The sequence below is a fragment of the Pantoea sp. MBD-2R genome (assembly GCF_039134845.1).
Taxonomy (GTDB): domain Bacteria; phylum Pseudomonadota; class Gammaproteobacteria; order Enterobacterales; family Enterobacteriaceae; genus Erwinia.
On the sequence record NZ_CP152417.1, the window covers coordinates 359,983 to 383,482 of the forward strand.

Sequence of the window (23,500 nt, forward strand, 5' to 3'; positions counted from 1 at the left end):
TCAGCTATGGAGAGCCGCAGGGTGAGAACCGTGCGGCCCCCCGTTGGGAAGGTGCAGGCGGGCAACGCAATGCTTCATCTATCTGAAAATAGTGTTGGACAAAAGGGCAGCCGATACGCTTATCTGTCAGGATCTTAAGTTGCCCAGCTGCCCGGATCGACCATGACCCAGATTGATGATTATGACCTTAAGCTACTGACCCTTCTTGAAACCAACGGTCGCCTGACCAACCAGGAATTGAGCGATTTAATCGGCTTATCCGCTTCCCAATGCTCACGGCGTCGCATCAATCTTGAACAGGCAGGTTTAATCCTCGGCTACCACGCGCGGCTTTCGCCAGATGCCGTTGGGTTGAACGTAATCGGCCTGATTGAAGTTCGCCTGATCAACCACACTTCGGATTATGTCGACAGCTTTCACCGGATGGTGGCAGAAGAATCAGCGATCGTTGATGCCTGGAAAACGACGGGCGACGCCGACTATCTGCTGAAGGTGGCGGTAGCGGATTTGCCCGCGCTGAGTGCGTTAATCAGCCAGCTGGTGGCCGGCCATAAAAGCGTCTCGCATGTAAAAACCTCCGTAGTGCTGAGCCGCCTGAAAGAAAATGGCATGTCGATCCCCGCTTAAAACGCGGCCCGGAGTGCCATGCACCAAATTGGATCGTTGATGATTCGAAATAGTGCATAAAATCAGGATTGATGCGTAAATCATGCAAGAAAGATGATTTTCATGCGCATAACGCCTGGTATTGGCGTTTTTTATGCACGATAACGTAATTTTATTGCGTTAGGATTCAACGGGTTAATTTATCGTACCTTCTGACGGCCGTTTTTGAGATAAAAGTGGTGCGAAATTTGCTGCCTGAGAGATTATTTCTCTGAGATCGGTAATATGGATAACGTCGTACAGCCCGCTAAAATCCCTCACACCCTGATTGAAGATGCCCTGGCAATCCTTTTTGGCACGCTGCTGGTTTCTTTTGGGGTAACTCTGCTAAAAACCGCCGGTGCATTGACAGGCAGTACCGCTGGTATCGCCTTTCTTATCAGCTACTTGACGCATCTGTCATTTGGCACGGCGTTCTTCGTTATCAATCTGCCATTTTACTGGCTGGCCGCGCGTCGCATGGGCTGGGCGTTCACGATCAAAACATTCTGCGCCGTCGGACTGGTTTCGCTGTTCACCCATTTACATCCGCTTTTCATCCATTTTTCCGCGCTGGATCCCTTTTACGCCACACTGTTCGGTAACGTGATCATGGGGATTGGGTTTATAGTATTGTTCCGGCATAAAGCCAGCCTGGGCGGCATTAACATTTTGGCGCTGTGGCTACAGGACAAGTACGGTATTCGTGCCGGGAAACTGCAAATGGGCGTGGATACCTGTGTGGTACTGGCCTCTTTATTTGTGGTGTCGCTGCCGATGCTGGCGGCATCCATTGCCGGTGCGGTGATCCTCAATCTGATTATTGCGATGAATCACCGTCCCGGCCGCTATTTTGTTTGACCGCTCAATACGATGTAACGTGTTGGCCTGCCATGGCCGCGCAAGCCTGACCAAATCAATTAATGGAGATCTGCACCGTGTTTCAAAACGTTGATGCCTACGCCGGCGATCCAATTCTCTCCCTGATGGAGACCTTCAAGCAGGATACGCGACCGCATAAGGTGAACCTGAGCATCGGGCTGTACTACGACGAGCAGAGTGTGATCCCCCAGTTGCAGGCCGTTGCCGAAGCGGAAGCCCGCCTGAATAGCGAAGCGAAAGATGCGTCGCTCTATCTTCCCATGGAAGGTCTGCCTGCTTACCGTAACGCGATCGCGCCACTGCTGTTCGGCCAGGATCATCCCGTGCTGAAAGCGGGGCGTATCGCCACTATTCAGACCGTTGGCGGTTCAGGCGCGCTGAAAGTGGGCGCAGATTTCCTGAAAACCTATTTTCCTGGCTCCCAGGTCTGGGTCAGCGATCCCACCTGGGAAAACCATGTAGCGATTTTCTCAGGCGCGGGTTTCCAGGTTAATACCTATCCGTGGTACGACAGCGAAACCAAAGGCGTAAAGTTCGACGAGCTGATCGCAAAACTGAAAACGCTGCCGGCGCAAAGCATTGTGCTGCTGCATCCATGCTGCCATAACCCAACCGGTGCGGATCTGACTAACGATCAGTGGGATATCGTGACGGAAGTGCTGAAAGAGCGCGACCTGATCCCCTTCCTCGACATCGCCTACCAGGGCTTTGGCGGCGGCATGGAAGAAGATGCCTGGGCGATTCGCGCCATTGCGGCGGCCGGTCTGCCTGCGCTGGTCAGCAACTCCTTCTCGAAAATCTTTTCGCTGTATGGCGAACGCGTCGGCGGTCTGTCTGTATTATGTGAAGATGCATCAGAATCCGCCCGCGTGCTGGGACAGCTGAAAGCTACCGTGCGCCGTAACTACTCCAGCCCGCCAAACTTCGGCGCACAGGTTGTTTCCTGCGTGCTGAATGATGCGCAGCTGAAAGCTAACTGGCTGGCGGAAGTGGAAGCGATGCGCGTACGCATTCTTGCGATGCGTCAGGCGCTGGTAGATGTGCTCACTACGGCGATGCCGGGTAAAAACTTCGATTACCTGCTGAAGCAGCGCGGCATGTTCAGCTATACCGGTCTGAATGCGCAACAGGTGGATCGTCTGCGTGATGAGTTTGGCGTTTACCTGATCGCCAGCGGCCGTATGTGCGTTGCCGGTCTGAACAGCAAAAACGTTCATCAGGTGGCCGAAGCCTTTGCCGCCGTGATGTAATCTGTTCCGGCAGCGGCCCTGTTGCGCGGCTGCCGGATTTCTACCCGCAGGGAATTGCCTGCGGGTGAAATGCCCCTTTCTGCCATCTTCATCTAATCTTCACTCTTTTTCCCCGGCAAGGTTTACCTTTCTGCTGCCTTCTGCACACTTAAGGGATGTTCTGTTCTGGCTCAGTTTCGCCGGTGGCGTCTGACAGCTTCAGGCATTTCTATCGATTACGTTAAGGAGCATGACCATGTGGTACCAACAGACTATTACGCTTAGCCCCAAATCCCGTGGCTTTCATCTGGTGACGGATGAAATCACCGAAGAACTCCGCCGCCTTGGTGATGTGCAGGTAGGTTTGCTTCATTTGCTGTTGCAGCACACTTCCGCTTCGCTGACGCTGAATGAAAACTGCGATCCGACGGTCAGAAGCGATATGGAAAATCACTTTATGCGGCAGGTGCCGGAAAGCGCCCCGTATGAACATGATTACGAAGGGGCGGACGATATGCCTGCGCATATCAAATCCTCCTCGCTGGGCGTGTCGTTAACGCTGCCAGTCAGTCGCGGACGGCTGCTGCTGGGGACCTGGCAAGGTATCTGGCTGGGCGAGCACCGCGTACATGGCGGTGCCCGGCGTATCATCGCCACGCTACAGGGGGAGTAGGCGGCCAGGAAAGTCGATAAGGCAGCAGGCAGGGCAATGCGTATTGATACGGTAGAAGATGAGTCACGATGCAAAATGTTTATGGTGGGGTGCCCGGTCAGGTTGTGCTGATGCCGACTATAGTTAGGTACTCACCTAAATGGAGAACAAAGAATGAACGTATCGGATCTTCTGTCTTACTGCATGGACAAGCCGGGCGCGGAGCAGAGCGTCCACAGCGACTGGAAAGCCACGCAGATTAAGGTGGATGACGTATTATTTGCACTGGTGCACGACGTGGACGGGCGACCCGCCGTCGCGCTGAAAACCACGCCGGCGCTGGCTGATTTACTGCGTGAGAAACACAGTGACGTGTTGCCCAGCGAGCATCTGAATAAGTCGCACTGGAGTACGCTTTTGCTGGATGGCACGCTGAAAGATTCGCAAATTTATTATCTGGTGGATGCATCATGGCAGCAGGCGCGGGACACCAGGCTGGCTTAGCAAAATCAGAGAGACCATGGGAGATGTAAGGGATGTGCCGTAAGAAAAAAAGCCTGACAGTCCCCTGCGGGCTGGCTGGACTGTTGAAGCAGCCCGGGGTCTCGACAATTTCTTATAGCGACCACCGGGCCAGAGATTTATGCTAACGACTGAGGGTTTCTCACCCGCATCCGCAGCGTAAGTCCATTAGATCGTTAACCGCGCAGGCTGTCGATATCAATCACAAAGCGGTACTTCACGTCACTTTTCAGCATACGTTCATAGGCTTCGTTAATCTCATCCATTTTGATCATTTCAATATCGGACGTAATGTTGTGCTTGCCGCAGAAATCCAGCATTTCCTGCGTCTCTTTAATCCCGCCAATCAGCGAACCCGCAATGCTGCGGCGCTTAAAGATCAGGTTAAATACCTGCGGTGACGGATGGTCATGTTCCGGCGCGCCGACCAGCGTCAGGGTACCATCGCGGCGCAGCAGGCTAATGAACGGGTTCAGATCGTGCGGGGCCGCCACGGTATTCAGAATAAAATCGAAGCTGTTGACGTGTTCAGCCATCTGATCGGCATCTTTAGAGATCACCACCTCATCCGCGCCTAAACGTTTACCGTCTTCAACTTTGGAAGGCGAGGTAGTGAACAGCACGACATGCGCACCCATCGCATGGGCAATCTTCACGCCCATGTGACCAAGGCCGCCCAGGCCCACGATGCCGACTTTTTTGCCCGGGCCCACGCCCCAGTGATTCAGAGGGGAGAAAGTGGTGATACCGGCGCACAGCAGCGGTGCGGCGCCAGCAGGATCAAGATTTTCCGGCACGCGGAGCACAAAGTCTTCATTAACGACAATCTGCGTAGAGTAGCCGCCAAAGGTAATATCACCCGTTTCACGATCTTCACCGTTATAGGTGCCGGTAAAACCGTTTTCGCAGTACTGTTCCAGGTCTTCTTTACAGCTGTCGCAGGTACGACAGGAATCGACCAGACAACCCACACCGACCAAATCGCCGACTTTATATTTGTGGCTGTGGTCACCAACCGCGGTAACGCGGCCTACGATCTCATGGCCAGGGACGACCGGAAAAATGGTGTTTTTCCACTCGTTGCGGGCCTGATGAAGATCGGAGTGGCAAACACCACAATAAAGAATTTCAATCTGGACATCGTGCTCACGCAGTTCGCGCGGCTGGAATTCAAAGGGTGCCAGTTTCGACTTAGCATCCTGAGCGGCATAAGCATGCGTAATATTCATGGTGTCTCCGGTGAATGAAATAGCGTGAAGGTTCTTGCTTAGTAAGGATAGGGAGCTAATCCGCGAAGAGGTAGGTCGGAATCTGTTTAATTCTTGCCTGATCCTGCAAAGTTTTGGCTAAAGGAGCCTGTAAAAAAGGACTTTAAGCTCATTTTTATCGCTGAAAGCGATGAAATAAGAAGAGTGCGGACAGGGCGTCCGCACTCCGGGAGTTAGCCTTTTTGTAACAACGGCTTCAGGAAGCGTGCGGTATGCGATTCTTTGCATTCCGCGACCGTTTCGGGCGTGCCGGAAACCAGGATCTGGCCACCGCCGCTGCCGCCTTCCGGTCCTAAATCGACAATCCAGTCGGCGGTTTTGATCACATCAAGGTTGTGCTCAATCACTACGATCGTATTTCCCTGATCGCGCAGCTGGTGTAGTACCGCCAGCAGCTGCTGAATATCAGCAAAATGCAGGCCGGTAGTCGGCTCATCAAGGATATACAGCGTCTGACCCGTACCGCGTTTAGACAGTTCACGCGCCAGCTTCACGCGCTGCGCTTCACCGCCCGATAGCGTGGTTGCCGACTGGCCGAGACGGATATAAGACAGACCCACATCCATCAGCGTTTGCAGCTTACGCGCCAGCGCCGGAACCGCATCGAAGAACTCGCGTGCGTCTTCGATCGTCATCTCCAGCACTTCGTGAATGCTTTTGCCTTTGTACTTAATCTCCAGCGTCTCACGGTTGTAGCGCTTGCCTTTGCACTGATCGCACGGCACGTAAATGTCCGGCAGAAAATGCATTTCAACCTTGATCACGCCGTCGCCCTGGCAGGCTTCACAGCGTCCACCGCGAACGTTAAAGCTGAAACGCCCCGGCGTGTAGCCGCGAGTACGCGACTCCGGCACACCCGCAAACAGCTCACGCACGGGCGTAAAGATGCCGGTATAGGTTGCCGGGTTAGAACGAGGCGTACGGCCAATCGGGCTCTGGTCGATATCGATCACTTTATCAAAGTGTTCCATACCGGTGATTTCGCGATACGGCGCCGGTTCTGCAATCGTCGCGCCGTTCAGCTGGCGCTGGGCTATCGGGAACAGCGTATCGTTAATCAGCGTGGACTTACCGGAGCCCGACACGCCGGTAATGCAGCTAAACAGCCCAACCGGCAGCGTCAGAGTGACGTCTTTCAGGTTGTTGCCTTTCGCGCCGCTCAGCTTCAGCACTTTGCTCGCGTCCGCTTTGACACGCTCGGCCGGTATCTCAATGCCGCGCTTGCCGCTAAGGTACTGGCCGGTCAGAGATTCTTCCACCGCCATAATGTCATCGACCGTTCCTTCGGCAACGATTTCACCGCCATGAACGCCCGCGCCAGGACCAATATCAATCACGTGATCCGCGGCACGAATCGCATCTTCATCATGCTCGACCACAATCACCGTATTGCCTAAATCGCGCAGGTGCACCAGCGTTTCCAGCAGGCGTTCGTTATCGCGCTGATGCAGGCCGATTGACGGTTCATCCAGCACGTACATCACGCCGACCAGACCAGCGCCGATCTGGCTTGCCAGTCGAATACGCTGCGCCTCGCCGCCGGAAAGCGTTTCCGCCGAGCGAGACATGGAAAGATAGTTCAGCCCAACGTTAACCAGGAACTTCAGGCGATCGCCAATCTCTTTCAGCACTTTCTCGGCAATTTGCGCCCGCTGACCGCTCAGCTTCATGTTCTGGAAGAATTCCATCGCATGGCCGATGCTCATATCGGAAATGGTCGGCAGCGTGGTGTTTTCTACAAATACGTGGCGCGCTTCACGACGTAAGCGGGTACCGTCACAGGTTGCACAGGCGCGATTGCTGATAAATTTAGCCAGATCTTCGCGTACCGCTGAGGATTCGGTCTCTTTATAGCGACGTTCCATATTGTGCAGCACGCCTTCAAACGGATGGCGGCGGATGGAGGTATCACCGCGATCGTTCACGTATTTAAACTCAATGGACTCTTTACCCGAGCCGTAGAGAATAATTTTACGTGCTTTATCACTGAGCGAGTCGAACGGCGCTTCAACATCAAAATCCAGGTGTTCGGCCAGCGATCGCAGCATCTGGAAGTAGTAAAAGTTACGACGATCCCAGCCGCGGATGGCCCCGCCAGCCAACGACAGCTCGGGGTTTTGCACCACCCGATCCGGATCGAAATATTGCTGCACGCCCAGGCCATCACAGGTTGGGCAGGCACCGGCCGGATTGTTAAATGAGAACAGGCGCGGCTCCAGCTCGGTCATGCTGTAGCCACAGATTGGACAGGCGAAGTTGGCGGAGAAAATCATCTCTTCCGCGCTCTCATCGTCCATATCGGCAACCACAGCCGTGCCGCCGGAAAGCTCCAGTGCGGTCTCAAACGACTCGGCCAGACGCTGCTTCAGATCTTCCCGAACTTTGAATCGATCCACTACAACTTCGATAGTGTGTTTCTTTTGCAGTTCAAGCTTAGGCGGATCGGAAAGATCGCAGACTTCTCCGTCAATACGCGCGCGGATGTAACCCTGAGACGCCAGGTTCTCCAGCGTTTTAGTGTGTTCGCCCTTACGCTCTTTCACGATAGGAGCCAGCAGCATCAGACGGCGACCTTCCGGCTCCGCCAGCACATTATCCACCATCTGGCTGACGGTCTGCGCCGCCAGCGTGACGTCATGATCGGGGCAGCGAGGCTCGCCGACGCGCGCAAACAGCAGGCGCAGGTAGTCATGAATTTCAGTGATGGTGCCCACGGTGGAACGCGGGTTGTGCGAGGTTGATTTCTGTTCGATCGAAATGGCGGGCGACAGCCCCTCGATATGATCGACATCCGGCTTCTCCATCAGGGAGAGAAACTGGCGCGCATAGGCAGAAAGCGATTCTACATAGCGGCGTTGCCCCTCGGCATACAGCGTGTCAAACGCCAGCGAGGACTTTCCCGATCCTGACAGGCCGGTGACAACGATCAGTTTGTCGCGAGGGATGATCAGGTTGATATTCTTCAAATTATGGGTGCGGGCACCCCGTACTTCGATCTTATCCATTCACATTTCCCGGATTAACACGGACTCACCATGCCTGTCCGGCACGGCCAGAATTAAGCCTGTTAGTATGGCACAAAAAAAGCTGAATGGATATACAGTACTTTGCTGTATAATGCACCGCAGGATCCTGGCATTTTCCGATTTCGGCTGCCGATTTTGCGATCCTTCTCTGACCGCCCGCAGAAAGGAGTCATACCAGGAAAAGGCTTTGCGATCCGCCTCTGAAACCCGGATCCGAAGGTATAATCTGTGGGGAGGGCGTGTTAGAATTTCATCCTTAAGCTAAGAACATTTATCGGAGAGACGAACATGGCCAGCAGAGGCGTAAACAAAGTTATCCTGGTGGGAAATCTGGGTCAGGATCCGGAAGTCCGCTACATGCCGAATGGCGGCGCCGTTGCCAACATTACTCTGGCCACGTCTGAAAGCTGGCGTGACAAGCAGACCGGCGAAACTAAAGAGAAAACGGAATGGCACCGCGTTGTGCTGTTCGGCAAGCTGGCGGAAGTGGCAGGTGAATACCTGCGTAAAGGTTCCCAGGTTTATATCGAAGGTGCGCTGCAAACGCGTAAATGGACTGACCAGGCAGGCGTAGAGAAGTACACCACCGAAGTCGTTGTTAACGTTGGCGGTACCATGCAGATGCTGGGCGGACGTCAGGGCGGCGGTGCGCCAGCAGGTGGCGGTCAGGGTGGCCAGGGTAACAACAACGGTTGGGGCCAGCCACAGCAGCCGCAGGGCGGCAACCAGTTCAGCGGTGGACAGCAGCAGTCTCGTCCGCAGCAGCCGCAGCAGAGCAGCGCGCCAGCAAACAATGAACCACCAATGGATTTTGACGACGATATCCCGTTCTAATCCTGCCTGAATTGCTCAGGAAAGGTAGCATCTCCTGGCCCCGAATTTTTCGGGGCTTTTTTTTTGGATGCAGCTCCGGCACTGGACAACTCTCTCTGCACTTCTGGTAATGTGTGTTACACAAGAGCAGAAACCTGGAATACGCTATGTTGTCGACGATTATCTATCGTAGTCATCTTGCAGATGACGTTCCGATAAAAACGCTGGAAGGCCTGGCTCTAAAAGCCAACAAGATCAATGCATCATTTGATGTGACAGGAATTTTGCTGTTCAACGGCACCCATTTCTTTCAGGTACTGGAAGGACCGGAAGAAGCCGTGCGTAAAATTTATGACCGCATCTGTACTGACGATCGTCACCATAATATTGTTGAGCTGATGCGCGATTATGCGCCATCTCGCCGCTTCGGTAACATTGGCATGGAGCTATTCGATCTGCGAGAACATGACAAATCCTCGGTTCTTCAGGCAGTGCTCGACAAAGGAACGTCAAAGTATCAGCTAACTTATGACGATCGACCGCTCCAGTTTCTGCGCAGTTTCGTGGTCGCAACAGAAAAAGAAAACTACTTTGAGATCCCGCCAGCCGATTACTGGGAATTCGTCACCGAAGAAAACGCGATGACGACAGAAGAGTGTGAGCTGTCTGATTCTGAAATCAGCTTTGCTTTTCAACCGATTGTCGATCCCTTTGCGCGCGAGATCGTCTCCCTTGAGGCGCTGCTGCGTAGTCCGGGCGGTGGCCTGCCGCTGGAGTATTTTTCCCAGCTGTCGCGAGATGAAGTCTATGCCGCCGATCTCAATTCGAAGAAAATTGCTTTTGCCATGGCAAAAAAGCTGGGCATCGAGGGACTTACGCTTGCCGTGAATCTGCTGCCGATGTCGCTGGTGATAGTGCCGAACGCGGTAGAAATGCTCCTACAAGAAATTCATGCGAATGGCCTGGTGCCTGAACAAATCGTGGTTGAAGTCACCGAAGACGAGGTGATATCGCGTATTGATGAATTTGAGAAAGCTATCGGGAAGCTGCGGGCTGCGGGCATCAGTATCGCCATCGATGATTTTGGCGCAGGCTCTGCCGGCTTATTACTGCTGGCGCGATTCCAGCCAGACAAGATCAAAATAGACCGTAACATCCTCAGTGATGTGCATAAAAGCGGGCCCAAACAGGCTATCGTGCAGGCGATTATCAAATGCTGCTCCTCGCTGGAAATCTCGGTAATTGCCGAGGGCGTCGAGAAGCCTGAAGAGTGGATGTGGCTTGAAGCGGCGGGGATCTGCAACTTTCAGGGCTTCCTGTTTGCCAGACCGAAGCTGGGCGGCATTCCTGCTGTTGCCTGGCCCGAGAAAAACGACCTGTTTTGAGATGAAAATTGAGGCGGGTTATTCACCCGCCCGCGCTTATGAAGGGGCGACGTTTTTTTCAGGCGTGTTCTGGAGAAAAAGCGGCTTCCTGACATTTTCAGCGGCACGCTTACCGGCAAGAAAAGCATGATCGGAATTATAATATTCCCACTCGCTGTAGCGTCCCGACAGATGAATATCCTGCGTCAGCAGCCACTGACGAATAAGCGCAACGTTGGTTTGACGCTGATGATCGTAAACCACATAGGCATAAGGCATATCAACCTGACTGGCCGTGAGAATACTGTCGTCTGCCCGAATGATGCCAACCTCAATACACTCCTGCACGCAGCGAGCGATTAACGCCTCTCCCTCCAGCAGAAGTGGATAGTCAGCGGAGTAGGTTATTTCACATGTCAGGCCAAAGCCGTTTTTGGGATTGTTAAACGGGCTGGCATTGCCTTGCAGAAAGATACGGTGGAAGAGCGTATCGCCAGGATAATAAATCCAGTGCTTATCACTAATATTGGCACGGCCGATACCGAGATTCACGCAGCATACCGACACATGGCGTAAACCTTTTGCTGCGGCCTGCACATTGCGCGGTACGTCGTCTCCCATCAGCTTAATTAACTCGGGCAGTGGCATCGTATTAATTAGCTGTTCATAGCGATAGTGGCGGCCATCAGCAAGGATAGCGAGATGCTTTTGCGGCACAATTTTCGCGACCTGGGCATTTGTTTCCAGCCGACATTGCAGATGAGGTAAAAAACCGGACATTAAAGCCTGAAATCCCCCGCGTAAGGGATAACCGAACTGTGCATTTGGCCCAATGGGTTTCGCCAGTGGTTCAAGCGCACCCGCAATAATTTGTTCCAGATCCGGTAGCGGCACGCGCCCACCCAGCCAGGAGGTTTCCATTTCAGAGAGCGGGAGTTTCCAGAGTTTATTGTTATAAGGAAGTGCAAAGTGACGGGCGATTCCTTTGCCCCATGTACGCAGAATAAAATGTTCAAAACTTTCCGATGTTTCTTTCTGCATTTCAGTAACGTGACAGGCGTCATCGGGCACCGATCCATCCGCACAGCAGTCACGATGGCTGGTACGGCGAAGATCTTTCGTCAAAGCATGATTGAGCGGGACGGTTTGCGCTTCGGTTTCGCCATAGCGGGCTTCTATCGCGCCAAGAATACACTCTTTAATCACCTCTGCTGGCAGCCCGTACAGCGCAGACTGAAAAGGATAGCGAGTATAAATGCCTTCGTTATATATCCAGGCTTCGCGTTCCTGCCAGTGCAGGTTTTCTCCCAGCAGTTTTTGATACAGCGCCAACACATACGGGTCCTGAGAAAACATAATGTGGCCAGCGTAGTCGAAGGTGAATCCCTGGTTCTCCACTGAGCGACACCAGCCGCCCGGCGTGGCATTTTTTTCCAGCACCACTGCGCCTTCGCCATAGTGATAGCCCGCGCTTAAGCCGGTCGGTCCGGCACCAACGATTAAACATTCTACCCGTTCGGCATTTTCTGTTTGCGTCACAGACCAGTCCGTCACGGGCGCGATCGGCGCTGGTGCAACGGCAATCACGTCAGAATTTCTTACCGCCGCCTGAGCCATGAGGTTATGCATCTGGTCTGCCGTATGTTCCCACGAGGTGGCTGCCACTCTGGCCTTCATCTGTTCGATCAGTTCCTCTTTGGCTGCTGTTGGCATGTTCAGCGCTGCCTCACAGGCTTCTGCAAAGGCTGCTGGATCGCCAGCAATGCTGACCAAATGTGCATAATGTCTGACCACATCGGCGACAGGCGTACTGACAACGGGCAAATGTGCCGCCATAAATTCCAGTACCTTAGTGGGACTGATATAGCGGGTAGAAGCGTTGAGGGCGAAGGGCATCAGGCAGACGTCCCAGCCAGCTAAAAATTGCGGCAGGGCCTGGTAGGGCTGCTGCCCAAACCAGTGGATATTGCTGCGCTGCGGCAGTGAAGCAGGGTCAATCTTAACTACCGGGCCAACCATCACGATTTGCCATTGGGGATGGCTGTCGGCAAGCGCGGCAATCAGTGGCAGATCCATGCGCTCATCAATAACGCCGTAATAGCCAAGCCGTGGCAGCGGAACAGACTCCTGCAACGGATGTCCATTTGTACGATCCAATGCCTGCTCAAAATGCACTGCATCAACGCTGCTGGGAAAACAGTAAACGTGAGGATGACGACTTTTTTTCGCCTCATAGAGGCTGGTGCCGCCGGTAAAGACAATGTCTGCGCGGCTCATCAGTGCTGATTCACGTTGCTGAAGCTGGCGCGGTGCCTGGTCAAAGGCCGATAACTCATCCATACAGTCATAAATGACGACAAGGGGGTTAAACCCTGTCAGCAGAGGCAATGCCATCGGCGTATAAAACCAGATTAGCGGCCGTTGGTGCTCATCAATCAGCGTCGATAATAACAGCTGGAGTGGGGCAATCTGGCTGTCATGGAAACCTGGCGCCTCAATATCGGTGTAAGGCTGGATGACGGTAATATTGGGGGCAGGAGAATGCTTGTGCATCCCTGGGGAACCGGCCTGATAAAGGGGCTCTTCAACAAAGAAAATTTGATAATACTGTGCGAGAAGCGTCATCAGATGCTGTGGCCGCTGAAAAACAAAAGCCCAGCGTAAATGGCTGAAAACAATAAGAACGGGTAATCTGGTAGGGGTCATTTTAGCCTCCGTGCCCGAGGGCATAACGGATTGAAAGTGGCGCAGTTTGCGTTGCGCCAGGAGCAGTGCATGGTCATAAGGCTGTTGTAATTGACGTGCGTAAGGATAAAGACCGTGACGATCAAGGTCCCAAAGGCCGCTGTGCGTCCAGAAGGTTGTTTCTTCCCACAGTGGCCGATCGATAACGGGATAGAGACAAATCCCCGTTACCTCAATGCCTGCAAGCTGAGCCTGGGCTATTTCCGCGGTAATCTGGGCAATCCAGGCACCGCGTCCACTGCCTACGTGGCTGGTTTCTGCCAGCAGGAGCGGACGCTGATAGCGCTCATACAGCGTCATTAGCATGGCATGCAGGGGCTTGCGCCGTGCATCCCCTAAGTGCCAGTAAAGGCGCCGGTTGGAAAAGGCTTCCCACTGGTTATCGTGGTAATAATTAACGCCGAGTAGATCAAGGTAGTGCGGCGCGCCGCCAAGCTCTGGCTCGCACTTGCCGGCAAGCATGTCCCAGGCTTGATACTGTGATTCAATTATTCCCCGGGCTGCTTCATGGCAGGCATCGTTCTCTTCATCGGCCACGACGTGGATAAGGGGATCGCAGTGCAGAAAGCGCGCCCGTGGATCCGCAAGTCGTATCGCATCGCAGCCTGCCAGCGTCGCCTTTACCAACAGACGCTTGGCAGCAACAGCACGCTCGTTTTCCGGGCCGCCAGCACAAGCGAAAAGGCCTACCGAGATGCCCCAACTGAGAAAAGAGATCTCATTCACAGGTGAATAAACAGGGGCTTCGTCATACAGCGGTGTCAGAAAGCGTGCCAGCGCACCACAAAAGCTCGCGAAGGCAGGGATAAAATCCTCTGAAAATAGTGAAATAAACTCGGGCCAGCCGTAATGACATATTGTCCAGGTAATTTGAATATCACACTCTTTCGCCGCCTGCATGCGCAGCGCGACGGAAGAAAAATCATAACCCCCGGCTGTTTCGGCCAGCCGCCAGCCGACGCTTTCACGTACCGTATGAATATTAAAACGTTTTAGCAAAGCATAATCTTTGCGGACCTGGCTTAAGTGATCGTTAATATCATTCATCGACAGGCGAATTCCCTGAGGATTGATATGATCGGCGCCTTCATAGCCAGCCTGCCAAAAGCTGCGAAATGGTGTCATTAAAATCCCTGCGTGATATGAAGAGGAAATTCTTCCTGCCAATAGAAGATCTACAGCATAATCAAACGCTAAAGAAAATATACGCAGACAGATAAGGCGCAGTGCGAAACCTGTGTGCATAACAAAAATGGTCGTTGCTGAACTTGTACGTCACAGAAATTAATTACTGTGGTATGAAAGGGGAGGACCGAATGAGTAATAAAACTATGAATAACAATGGTTAACTAAACGAGCTGTAATAATTAAAATTATGAAAATGTCTGTATACGCAGTATAGATTGACTATAAAGTATAACAAGGTATTTGAAGCTATAAATGTTTGTTTTGAAATATGCTAAAAACAAATAATCGCATTATTTATTTCCGTATTATGAGATAACAAGCTGAATGTTATAATTAAAATATTTGATTATGCTTATCTGACTTGATTAATGGCTGGTACGGATTTTTATTTTTCCAGTAAAACTTCTGGCTAAATTATTGCAAAAAAGGAACAGGATATGAATGTAAACAAGGCTGATTCGACAGACGTCGGTCATTCTCCTTTTATCCCCGATTGTGTACTGAAGAATGTTTCTCTGCCAAATGGCATGATGCTCCGGGTTGCTATTACCGGGCAGGGCGAACCCCTGGTGTTGCTGCACGGTCATCCACAAAATCATCTTAGCTGGCGAAAAATCGCCCCTGCTCTGAGTAAGCACTTTACGGTGATCATGCCGGATCTGCGGGGCTACGGCGACAGTGGCAAACCGCCAGGCGGCAAGGATCATCGAAACTATTCTAAAAAAATGATGGCGGAAGATGTGGTATTGCTGATGGATGCGCTGGGTTATAACCGGTTTGCTTTTGTCGGACACGATCGTGGTGGAAGAGTCGGGCATCGGCTGGCGCTCGACTATCCGCAGCGCGTCAGCCGCGCGGTTTTTATTGATATTGCGCCTACCGCTACTATGTATGCGTTGACAGATAAAGCATTCGCCACCCGCTATTTCTGGTGGTTTTTCCTGATCCAACCTGCGCCATTACCGGAAAGGATGATCGGTAACGATCCGGCTTTTTTCCTGCAAAAACATATTGAAGGCCAGCTCAAAACGCCTGACGCGACGGAACCGGAAATTTTTGCGGACTATCTGCGGTGCTATCAGGATCCTGCAATGATCCATGCCGCTTGTGAAGATTATCGCGCTGCCGCGACGGTTGATTTACAGGATGATGCTGAAGACAGCACGAAACGGATCGGTTGCCCGTTGCTGCTGCTGTGGGGCGAAAAAGGCACCGTAGGGCAACTGTATGACGTTATTGCAACGTGGAAGGAAAAAGCGCTTAACGTGAGTGGTGAAGCCTTGCCCTGCGGGCATTCACCGCAGGAAGAGGTGCCGGAAAAAACGCTGGCGGCGCTGCTGCCGTTTTTAACCTCCCTTTAAAGTAACTTCAGATCGGGTGCGGGCGGCCCGGAGGAAAGGACTCCGCCCACTATCTGAGCGCTTTATTCTTTTTCCTGGTATCGGTATTTAGTCAGTAAAAAATCTAAAGCCCCTCCTTCCTCTGCCGATACAAAGCCTTTAAAGCGCCGCTGTTTTCAATGGCTGTTCCCCATCTTATTCAGCCAGTTCAGTGGTAAACGACAAAGGAAAAAGGAAATGTCATGTCCAGGATACAAGCTTTATTAATCACCGCAGCATTGGGCGCCTCGGTCGGGATAGCGAATGCTGCCACCGTTACCGATAGTCTGCTGCAATGTAATCCCGCATTTTTTCATACTCTTTATCAGCACCGTGCCGTTTTGAAAAAGGTCGTTCAGGTAGAAAGTGACGGCAAACGCATTGCCTGGGTGCCGGTAACAGATAAAGAAGCGCGGGTGAGGACTTTTACGCATTCCGTACCCGACGGCAAGCTACATCTGTCTGGCTATTACGAGCAGTCAGAGGATCTTGGCGAGCTGGGTAAATATTATTACTGGGGGTTTGTCATTGATGAAGCACCAGAAAAAGTTATGGCTGCCTTTCCGCATATTCAGTGGTTAAAAGGCGATGCGCTCTGGACGGCGAATCCGCAGATTAAGCTTGATATTCATCGTGCCTGGCAGCCAAATCCCTCTGCAACGGATGGGATTGCCCCGGCGAAAGGCAGCGTGGAAAAACTGGTTATGTTAAATGAAAAAGAGGGGAAATCCTGGCTCAGCTGTTCCATTCAGGGCAGCGTTGAACGGCCACTTTTGCTGCAAGAGCGCCCGGATATTGCGGCGGGGAATAACTGATGAGGCCTTTATTAATTGTTGCCGCGCTTATCGTTTTAACTGGCTGCGCACGGCATATTCAGCCTGATCCTGCCGCTAAAGTGGTAAAGCCTGCCGGGATGGTTCAGATATTTGATGACAAGGACGCTACCGCGTATTTCTCTTTTAACAGCCTGGCTCTCTATAACCATAATCCTCATCTCCGTCAGCTGTATATGATCACCAATTACAAGCAGCCAGGCGTAATTTCACAGAAGAAAAAGCTGGCTATTAACAGTTCCCGGCGGATTGTGGCGTTAAATTGCGACAGACTGGAGAGTGCTATTTTTGATGTCGTGCTTTTCTCGCAACCTTTTGCTGAAGGAAAAGTCATTGCCCGACGCGATACTATCGGTCAGTGGCATGCAATACCTGATAATTCCCTTAGCGGCCTGACTCGCCGTGCGGCTTGCAAAATCGATCCTGAGAAAATCAGGGATATCTCATTAAAAGAGACGCGAACGCCTTCTTTTGATTAAGTTAATCAGGGCGGGGCGGCGCAGCGCTTTCCCGCCGTTACGTCAGTTCAGCCTGATCCCTGCATCAACGACAAACTGTGCGCCGGTACAGCCTCGCGCATCGTTTGAAGCAACGAACAGCGCCATTGCGGCAACGTCACGGCCCAGTAATTCAATATCCAATGACTGCATGGCGCGTATGTCTGCCTTCGCTTCGGGCGTACGCCAGAGCGCTTGCTGTCGCGGTGTCGAAATCGCGCCCGGCACAATACAGTTTACCCGAATACCCAGCGGGCCCAGCTCGCGGGCCATCGTCTGGTTCAAACCTACAATCGCGGCTTTGGCCGTTGTGTAACCCACCATACCGGGGCGGCCTTTCATAAAAGAGGTGGAACTGGTGAGAAGGATGCAGCCAGAACCGTGCTCACGCATCAGGGCCGCCGCCGTCTGGCTGGCAAAAAACTGATGATCGAGATTGACCGCCAGCCGATCGCGCCAGTAGGCCGGTTCAACCGAGAAAAAATCGTGGCGATCGTCGTTAGCCGCATTGTTAATTAACACATCCAGACGGCCTTCTTTAGCCGCGATCTCTTTAATCGTCAGGCGGAGCGCCTCGGCATCGCGTAAATCACAGCAGTGAAAGTTTGCGCCGTGCTGCTGCGCCAGCGCCTCACCGGTTTCGCGAGCGATATCCAGAAAATGAACGTGGCTTTGCTGTTCGCTAAAAGCCGCAACCAGATCGGCACCAATCCCGCTTGCGCCGCCGGTAATCACCACGATCTTATGCCGCAGACTGGCATAGCGGGTGTAGCGTTGTTCCGTCATGATGTTTTCTCTCCGGATTGAGGCCTGGAAGAAGTTTATCGCATGTTGGCAAAACGGTGTGGTAACGAAGGGGCTTCTGCTAGGGCAACGCGATTTAAGACGGTAGGACAAAGGTTTTGTGTGGGAAATGATGATGACAAAAACAAAAAAACCGTCAGTGATGACGGTTTTTTCGCGCCGGGAAGGTTAAGCGGCCTTTCCGGCAGGGCTGTGTTACCAACGTAACGCAAGCACACCCAAGTGTTTGTATATTGGAGTGCACTCTGGAAAGTGTCAAGTGTATTTTGCTGGTTTAGTGTACAATCCCAACGGGCCTTTTCGCCGCCTTAAGCAAGCGGGCACCGGACCTGGAAAAGGAATTCCAACGGCCGTAAACGTAAGCACACCCAAGTGCTTGCATTCATCTTGGTATCTCCGGTGGTGGCATGGTGAAGCGGTCTGAACAAGGACCGCGCAATGAAACGGTACATTTGTATTGTGCTCGTTGTATCTGGTGTGTGGCTGTCCACCGGGAATGGAGGCTGGCATATATCTGGCAATTCCATCACGGTGACAATCAACACAGCAGGCAAGTAGCCCGGTAGCCGTCCTTCGGGACGGCTTTCCTTGTTCTGTTAGCCAATCACTTTTTTTCTGCCCGCCAGTGGCGCAATCATCAGCTGTAGCAGGCTCACGACAATCAGCATTTGCAAGGGTAATGCCCAGCCAGCTGACTGCTCATGCACGAAGCCAAACCCCAGCGGCCCCAGTGCGGCTAAGCCATAGCCAACGCATTGCGCCATCCCGGATAAATGCGAAGCCTGACGATGGTCGGCCGCCCGCAGGCTGAACAGCGACAGACAGGTTACCATTGAAGCGCCTGCGCCCAGACCAGCAATGATCAACCACAGCGCGGCAAGATGAGGCAACAGCAGCAGTCCAGCCAGCCCACTCAGAATGGCAAGCGAAGCCAGAAAGCCAATCAGGCGCTGATCGGGCAGCTTCTTCAGCGCGACCATGCAGGCGAGGTTGGCGGCTACCGCGACAATCTGATAGACAAACAGCAGCCAGCCTGCCGAGACCTGGCTAAACCCGTTCGACTCAGCAAACGGTGTGAACCAGGCGATCAGGGTATAAAACACCATCGACTGAAATGCCATAAACAACGAAACCTGCCAGCCCAGCGTGGAACGCCACGGCGATTTCAGGGGTACGGATGCGGCGATCGTTGTTGAAGATAACGTGGAGCCGCTTTTCAACAGCGGCAGCCAGGCAACCAGTGCGATGATGACGGGCAGCAACCAGATACCTGCCGACAAAAACCATCCCATCTCAGTCCGTCTTGCCAGCGGAGCCGCGATACCGCTGGCAAGGCTGGCGGTAATGGCCATGGTTGAGGCATAAAGCCCAATGTACTTTGCCGTATGCTCTTTAAAATCCCGCTTAATCAGCGGGGGAAGCAAGACATTTGCCGCGGCTATGCCTGCGCTGAGGATCGTGGTACCCAGCCACAGATCCGTCGCGCTGCCCAGGAGCCGCAGCAACGATCCCAGCCCGATCAGCCAAACCGCTGCCCAAAGTGTTCTTTCAAGCCCCACTTTGTTACCCAGCGAGGCAGCGACCGGTGCCAGCAGAGCAAACATCATTAAAGGGATAAAATTCAGCAGGCCAGCCTCGGTTGCCGACAAGCTGAATGTCAGCCGGATATCTTCAAGGATCGGGCCGGTGGCCGTTATCGGCGCGCGCAGATTGGCGGCGGTGATTAGCAAAACAAACAGGAAAAAGCCAGAACTGGAAAGAAAGGCGGAACAGGGCGTGGGGGTAGATTTGATCATTAAACCGTTCGCACAAGAGCAGAGAAAATCTGCTGATAGTGCGTTGGTTAACGTTAACGCTTACGCAAGAGGGCGTGCCCTGATGTCTGTGGGCTATGTTACACAAGCCGATTACGGAGGTAAAGCCGGGCGGTTTTTTGTACGATGCCGTCCGTTAAAATATTAATAAAAATAAACGTTGCTTAATAAATCCAGGCATGTCTTAATAGCGTCATCGGTTTGGAACACAGACCTTATGAAAGCAGTTTTAGTAAAGCAGTCCTCAGCGCAAGCGTTATCCAAAGATATCTTCCTTCTGAGCCTCCTCCTAAGTGCCAAATAAGTAACTCTCTGAAATACAGGCCATCTCCGCCGCACTATGTGGCTCAAAAAATTAAGGAAATATCTATGTCTGGTAAAATGACTGGTTTAGTAAAATGGTTTGACGCGGGTAAAGGTTTCGGTTTCATTTCTCCACAGGACGGCAGCAAAGATGTATTCGTACACTTCTCTGCAATCCAGGGTAATGACTACAAAACCCTCGACGAAGGTCAGCGCGTTGAATTCACCATCGAAAATGGTGCTAAAGGTCCATCAGCTGCTAACGTTGTTGCGCTGTAAGATCCGCTAGTATCACCGAGCTTACGATAGCGATGAAGACAACAGTCTGAGCAGTTAAGTGAAAAGTGATAGTAGTAAGAAACCCGCCTTGTGCGGGTTTTTTTATGGGCGCTTTTCAGCCTCTTTTAAAGCAGGTGCGGTTGTCTGCCCGTCAGAAATATTCAAAGTACTAATGAATAACTGCGTCGAAACGGGCGGACGCCACAGCCTGGAAGCAGTGCGCCGCCCTCCCGTTTTTCCGCGTTAGTTGAACAGCGCGATCTTGCGATACAGCGTAAAGGTCATCACGCCGACCAGCGCCACCAGCCAGGCAAAACTGGTCAACGTCCAGTGCGCATACTGGTAAAGCGACAGCAGCAGCAGCGGTAGCACGCTTGAACAGAGCGAATAAGAAAGATTATAAATTAGCGAGATGCCGGTCACTTTCACCTGTGCGGGGAACAGCTGCACCATCACCGCTGGGACGGCGGCAATCACGCCGCTGCACAGGCCCAGCAGGCAGTAGCAGAACAGGATAATGTGCGTGCTGCTGCCCATCGCTGCATTCATCAGGGTAACGCCAGCAGCCAGCAGTAAGGAATAGAGCGCCACGGTTCGCCAGGCACCGAAGCGATCGGCAAGTCTTCCGGCAATCAGGCAACCCACGTTCAGCGCAAAAATACCGGCACAGCTGATTTCAAAGGTGGTTGCTGCGTCCATATGCCAGGTTTTTTGCAGCACAATCGGCAATACCACCACAGAAATAATCACCGCCGACGTCAGAATGGCCGTAAGCAGCATCGCCGGAATCGCGGCTTTGCGGTGCTCGCGCAGAATTTCCGCCAGTGGCAAACGTGGCGATAAGGCTTTTTCCTGCTGGAGCGCCACAAATACCGGCGTTTCCCGCAGCCAACGACGCAGCCAAATCGAGATAAAACCCAATACCCCACCGACAATAAACGGAATACGCCACGCCCATTGTGTTAATTCATCCGCGCTGAAGGTACGGGTCACTAACATGATGGTCAGTGCCGCCAGCATATAGCCGAACGTCAGACCCGCCTGCAACATGCCCAGCGCCAGGCCGCGGTGGCTGGCTGGCGTATGTTCCGAGACAAAAACCCAGGCGTTAGGGACTTCCCCCCCCAGCGCAGCACCCTGCACCAGACGAGCCAGCAGCAGCAGCAGCGGCGCCCAGTAACCGATTTGTGCATAGCCGGGCAAAAGTCCCATCGCCAGGCAGGGCACCGCCATAAACAGCACGGTGAAATTAAACATGTGCTTGCGGCCATAGCGATCGGAAAAGTGGGCGATTAACAGGCCGCCTACAGGGCGGGCAAGATAGCCAACGGAGAAAATGGTCATGCTTTCCAGCAGGCGGATCCATTCCGGCGTGTCGGCGGGGAAAAAGACTGTAGCAATGGTGGTAGAAAGAAAAACAAAAATAATAAAATCAAAGACCTCAAGCGCACCGCCAAGCAGCGAAAGCATAATGGTCTTAATATCGTGGCGGGAAAGCTGACTCACTGTAGCTGTCATTAAAAACGTCTCTTCAGGGGCAGAAGCGCGCCTTAAGGGCCGCCACTACTGCATCATTTATTCAGCGAAGCCGTTTATCGAGGAGAATTAACCGTCTCTGACCGCTAACCGGCTTCTCACTCCTCGAAAAACCGCGAACCGAACCCTACCAGCAGAGAGAGCAGGCTACAACTGACAATCTGTGCTGTCGCAGGTGACGCTAACTTTCCCAGCCCAATGCAGAGGCGATCTCCCGGCGATAGGGAGTATTGATCTGTGCCGGAACGCTTTCGATATAATTTCTCGCATGCGCCCGCGTTTCACCCGACAGGCCCTCAAGATAGGCTACGGCTTCCTCCAGCGAAGGGATACGTCCTTCTGTTGCTGCGTCTTTTGCAGGCAGGTTGGTCCAGATAACGGCATCGATGCCTCTGGCAGACGCCCATTCTGCCAGCATGCCAACCGGCCTTTTCGTCACAATCAACGAGCCAACGCCGTCGGTACGCTGTTCCGGAATGGCTTCCCGTTCCTTGAGCGCCTGGCAAGCCAGCGGCAAATCCTCAACGGCAAGCCATGCCCACAACGCGGGGACCGGCGTGGCGTTAAGACAGAGAGCGGTAGCCAGTTCGCCACCATCGCTTATCCGACAAAATTCTACGGGTACCTTTGGGCCATCTTCCTGCCAGCGACCGCATACCGGTAGCGCGCCTGTTTTCCAAATCAGTGAACCCCATCCAAGACAGGCGATTTTCATTTTCCTACTCCTGATAAGCCAAAAAGCGAATAATCCTTCGCAGATAACAACTATGGCTTACCTTACTGGGAGTTGCTATTTCACCGGCAAAATGGCGCAGGGGCATCTTCCAGCCATTGTTCAAAACCTGACGCGCTAACCACCATAGCGTCTTGCGGGTTGTCGCCGGCCGTGGCAATGCAGGGAGCCAGCAGTGGCAGGCTGACTGATGCTATTGCGCCATAAACATGATGGTATCGGTGCTAAACGAGCCGTCATCCTGCATCGTATAGTGTGCTCTGACCTTATCGGATACCTGTTGTTGCAGCAGACGAATTGCCCTGGCCAGTGCGTCTGGCGTTTTCATCCGCTCAACCCAGGCGGTGAAGTCGAGATCCAGGCGATCGGCGACCAGGGTTTTTACCATCATGCCGCTCTCATTCACCATCCTCAGCCACTCGCCCTGAGAGTAATTTTTCACGTGCGAAGGATCGCGCAGCATTTCCACGGTCTGCAACCAGATGTCCAGTACGGGATGGCCGGGAGCAGCGATATCCATCAGGATAAATTTGCCGCCGGGCTTCAGTACGCGTTTGATTTCGCGTAAAGCCAGGCCGACATCATGCCAGTGATGCGCGGAATAACGGCTGATCGCCACATCAAAACGACCTGCCTCAAAGGGCAGGTTTTCAGCCGGTCCCTGGCGAGTCATCACGTTGTGCAGCCCACGGGCCTGCGCCGTTTCACCAACAACCTTCAGCATCTTTTCCGAGAGATCGTAGGCGGTAACCTCAGCCACCTGCCCGGCAACGGTAAAACTTACATGACCCGCGCCGCAGCCGATGTCCAGCACCGTCGCATCCTTGCTGTCGTACAGCCATTCGCTCAGCCGGACTAAATCAGCGCCCTGTGCATGAACGTGGCTTTGCAGGTAAGCGCCTGCCCGATCGCCAAACTGTTTTTCGACCAAATCTTCATGGCTGTTTTTCATGGTTTTTTCCTGAAGTTGAGGATAACGGTGCGTTGA

The 23,500-nt window shown here is 53.0% G+C and carries 19 protein-coding genes; 11 read left to right on the forward strand and 8 right to left on the reverse strand.

The genetic code is table 11. From position 1 onward, the window contains the following. The first annotated feature begins 162 nt into the window (after positions 1-162). From AAGQ96_RS01470 to AAGQ96_RS01490, 5 genes are all read left to right on the forward strand, one after another. Positions 163-627: an Lrp/AsnC family transcriptional regulator gene (locus AAGQ96_RS01470; protein ID WP_147194080.1), complete on the forward strand. Its 465-nt coding sequence runs from the start codon at positions 163-165 to the stop codon at positions 625-627. Positions 628-891: 264 nt separating this feature from the next. Then, complete coding sequence (locus AAGQ96_RS01475) at positions 892-1,506, forward strand: YitT family protein (RefSeq protein ID WP_342754661.1); 615 nt, start codon at positions 892-894, stop codon at positions 1,504-1,506. A gap of 77 nt (positions 1,507-1,583) precedes the next feature. After that, positions 1,584-2,777 carry an amino acid aminotransferase gene (locus AAGQ96_RS01480; protein ID WP_342754663.1) on the forward strand — a complete coding sequence of 398 codons (1,194 nt, stop codon included), beginning with the start codon at positions 1,584-1,586 and terminating at the stop codon, positions 2,775-2,777. Between the two features lie 235 nt (positions 2,778-3,012). Continuing rightward, the gene (locus AAGQ96_RS01485) at positions 3,013-3,429 is read left to right on the forward strand and encodes a secondary thiamine-phosphate synthase enzyme YjbQ (RefSeq protein WP_147194086.1); all 417 of its coding nucleotides are present in this window, start codon (positions 3,013-3,015) and stop codon (positions 3,427-3,429) included. 153 nt (positions 3,430-3,582) lie between these two features. Then, positions 3,583-3,912 (forward strand): MmcQ/YjbR family DNA-binding protein, encoded by a 330-nt coding sequence (locus tag AAGQ96_RS01490; protein WP_147194088.1) that lies wholly within the window; start codon positions 3,583-3,585, stop codon positions 3,910-3,912. A 194-nt stretch (positions 3,913-4,106) separates the two neighbouring features. On the opposite strand, the gene AAGQ96_RS01495 is transcribed toward AAGQ96_RS01490, so the two are convergent. Continuing rightward, entirely contained in the window at positions 4,107-5,159 is a 1,053-nt protein-coding gene (locus AAGQ96_RS01495; RefSeq protein WP_147194091.1) for an NAD(P)-dependent alcohol dehydrogenase, read from the reverse strand. A 212-nt stretch (positions 5,160-5,371) separates the two neighbouring features. Beyond that, the gene (gene uvrA, locus AAGQ96_RS01500) at positions 5,372-8,203 is read right to left on the reverse strand and encodes an excinuclease ABC subunit UvrA (protein WP_342754665.1); all 2,832 of its coding nucleotides are present in this window, start codon (positions 8,201-8,203) and stop codon (positions 5,372-5,374) included. Between the two features lie 309 nt (positions 8,204-8,512). On the opposite strand from uvrA, the gene ssb1 reads away from it, so the two are divergent. Beyond that, on the forward strand, positions 8,513-9,058 hold the full coding sequence (ssb1, locus tag AAGQ96_RS01505; RefSeq protein ID WP_147194095.1) for a single-stranded DNA-binding protein SSB1: 546 nt from the start codon (positions 8,513-8,515) through the stop codon (positions 9,056-9,058). Positions 9,059-9,204: 146 nt separating this feature from the next. Further along, positions 9,205-10,422, forward strand: a complete 1,218-nt coding sequence (locus tag AAGQ96_RS01510) for a diguanylate phosphodiesterase (protein WP_147194097.1) — start codon at positions 9,205-9,207, stop codon at positions 10,420-10,422. Between the two features lie 36 nt (positions 10,423-10,458). Here AAGQ96_RS01510 and AAGQ96_RS01515 read toward each other — a convergent pair whose 3' ends face one another. Beyond that, positions 10,459-14,271, reverse strand: coding sequence for a glycosyltransferase (locus tag AAGQ96_RS01515; RefSeq protein ID WP_342754666.1), 3,813 nt, complete (start codon positions 14,269-14,271; stop codon positions 10,459-10,461). A gap of 500 nt (positions 14,272-14,771) precedes the next feature. On the opposite strand from AAGQ96_RS01515, the gene AAGQ96_RS01520 reads away from it, so the two are divergent. From AAGQ96_RS01520 to AAGQ96_RS01530, 3 genes are all read left to right on the forward strand, one after another. Further along, positions 14,772-15,695, forward strand: a complete 924-nt coding sequence (locus AAGQ96_RS01520; protein WP_342754667.1) for an alpha/beta hydrolase — start codon at positions 14,772-14,774, stop codon at positions 15,693-15,695. 221 nt (positions 15,696-15,916) lie between these two features. Next, the gene (locus AAGQ96_RS01525) at positions 15,917-16,528 is read left to right on the forward strand and encodes a hypothetical protein (RefSeq protein WP_147194103.1); all 612 of its coding nucleotides are present in this window, start codon (positions 15,917-15,919) and stop codon (positions 16,526-16,528) included. Then, positions 16,528-17,025 carry a surface-adhesin E family protein gene (locus AAGQ96_RS01530; protein WP_342754668.1) on the forward strand — a complete coding sequence of 166 codons (498 nt, stop codon included), beginning with the start codon at positions 16,528-16,530 and terminating at the stop codon, positions 17,023-17,025. The genes AAGQ96_RS01525 and AAGQ96_RS01530 overlap by 1 nt, the downstream gene beginning before the upstream one ends. A 42-nt stretch (positions 17,026-17,067) precedes the next feature. Here the strand turns inward: AAGQ96_RS01530 and AAGQ96_RS01535 are convergent, their stop codons facing one another. After that, complete coding sequence (locus tag AAGQ96_RS01535; protein ID WP_342754669.1) at positions 17,068-17,829, reverse strand: SDR family oxidoreductase; 762 nt, start codon at positions 17,827-17,829, stop codon at positions 17,068-17,070. 614 nt (positions 17,830-18,443) lie between these two features. Beyond that, a complete protein-coding gene (locus tag AAGQ96_RS01540) occupies positions 18,444-19,643 on the reverse strand; it encodes an MFS transporter (RefSeq protein ID WP_342754670.1) in 1,200 nt (399 codons plus the stop codon). A gap of 387 nt (positions 19,644-20,030) precedes the next feature. Between AAGQ96_RS01540 and cspA the strand changes: the two genes are divergently transcribed. Next, on the forward strand, positions 20,031-20,243 hold the full coding sequence (cspA, locus tag AAGQ96_RS01545) for an RNA chaperone/antiterminator CspA (protein ID WP_147194110.1): 213 nt from the start codon (positions 20,031-20,033) through the stop codon (positions 20,241-20,243). Between the two features lie 243 nt (positions 20,244-20,486). Here cspA and AAGQ96_RS01550 read toward each other — a convergent pair whose 3' ends face one another. From AAGQ96_RS01550 to AAGQ96_RS01560, 3 genes are all read right to left on the reverse strand, one after another. Beyond that, positions 20,487-21,761 carry an MFS transporter gene (locus tag AAGQ96_RS01550; RefSeq protein ID WP_147194112.1) on the reverse strand — a complete coding sequence of 425 codons (1,275 nt, stop codon included), beginning with the start codon at positions 21,759-21,761 and terminating at the stop codon, positions 20,487-20,489. A 199-nt stretch (positions 21,762-21,960) separates the two neighbouring features. Then, positions 21,961-22,494, reverse strand: a complete 534-nt coding sequence (locus AAGQ96_RS01555; protein ID WP_147194114.1) for a hypothetical protein — start codon at positions 22,492-22,494, stop codon at positions 21,961-21,963. Between the two features lie 211 nt (positions 22,495-22,705). Then, positions 22,706-23,464 carry a class I SAM-dependent methyltransferase gene (locus AAGQ96_RS01560; RefSeq protein WP_147194116.1) on the reverse strand — a complete coding sequence of 253 codons (759 nt, stop codon included), beginning with the start codon at positions 23,462-23,464 and terminating at the stop codon, positions 22,706-22,708. Between the last annotated feature and the right edge of the window lie 36 nt (positions 23,465-23,500).

What these genes read in the sequence shown, in the direction of transcription:
- ssb1 (WP_147194095.1), top strand. Translation starts at nt 8,513, where the DNA reads ATGGCCAGCAGAGGCGTAAACAAAGTTATCCTGGTGGGAAATCTGGGT.
- AAGQ96_RS01495 (WP_147194091.1), bottom strand. Translation starts at nt 5,159, where the DNA reads ATGAATATTACGCATGCTTATGCCGCTCAGGATGCTAAGTCGAAACTG.
- cspA (WP_147194110.1), top strand. Translation starts at nt 20,031, where the DNA reads ATGTCTGGTAAAATGACTGGTTTAGTAAAATGGTTTGACGCGGGTAAA.
- AAGQ96_RS01530 (WP_342754668.1), top strand. Translation starts at nt 16,528, where the DNA reads ATGAGGCCTTTATTAATTGTTGCCGCGCTTATCGTTTTAACTGGCTGC.
- AAGQ96_RS01560 (WP_147194116.1), bottom strand. Translation starts at nt 23,464, where the DNA reads ATGAAAAACAGCCATGAAGATTTGGTCGAAAAACAGTTTGGCGATCGG.
- AAGQ96_RS01470 (WP_147194080.1), top strand. Translation starts at nt 163, where the DNA reads ATGACCCAGATTGATGATTATGACCTTAAGCTACTGACCCTTCTTGAA.
- AAGQ96_RS01555 (WP_147194114.1), bottom strand. Translation starts at nt 22,494, where the DNA reads ATGAAAATCGCCTGTCTTGGATGGGGTTCACTGATTTGGAAAACAGGC.
- AAGQ96_RS01515 (WP_342754666.1), bottom strand. Translation starts at nt 14,271, where the DNA reads ATGACACCATTTCGCAGCTTTTGGCAGGCTGGCTATGAAGGCGCCGAT.
- AAGQ96_RS01540 (WP_342754670.1), bottom strand. Translation starts at nt 19,643, where the DNA reads ATGATCAAATCTACCCCCACGCCCTGTTCCGCCTTTCTTTCCAGTTCT.
- AAGQ96_RS01475 (WP_342754661.1), top strand. Translation starts at nt 892, where the DNA reads ATGGATAACGTCGTACAGCCCGCTAAAATCCCTCACACCCTGATTGAA.
- AAGQ96_RS01485 (WP_147194086.1), top strand. Translation starts at nt 3,013, where the DNA reads ATGTGGTACCAACAGACTATTACGCTTAGCCCCAAATCCCGTGGCTTT.
- AAGQ96_RS01510 (WP_147194097.1), top strand. Translation starts at nt 9,205, where the DNA reads ATGTTGTCGACGATTATCTATCGTAGTCATCTTGCAGATGACGTTCCG.
- AAGQ96_RS01490 (WP_147194088.1), top strand. Translation starts at nt 3,583, where the DNA reads ATGAACGTATCGGATCTTCTGTCTTACTGCATGGACAAGCCGGGCGCG.
- AAGQ96_RS01525 (WP_147194103.1), top strand. Translation starts at nt 15,917, where the DNA reads ATGTCCAGGATACAAGCTTTATTAATCACCGCAGCATTGGGCGCCTCG.
- AAGQ96_RS01550 (WP_147194112.1), bottom strand. Translation starts at nt 21,761, where the DNA reads ATGACAGCTACAGTGAGTCAGCTTTCCCGCCACGATATTAAGACCATT.
- AAGQ96_RS01520 (WP_342754667.1), top strand. Translation starts at nt 14,772, where the DNA reads ATGAATGTAAACAAGGCTGATTCGACAGACGTCGGTCATTCTCCTTTT.
- uvrA (WP_342754665.1), bottom strand. Translation starts at nt 8,203, where the DNA reads ATGGATAAGATCGAAGTACGGGGTGCCCGCACCCATAATTTGAAGAAT.
- AAGQ96_RS01535 (WP_342754669.1), bottom strand. Translation starts at nt 17,829, where the DNA reads ATGACGGAACAACGCTACACCCGCTATGCCAGTCTGCGGCATAAGATC.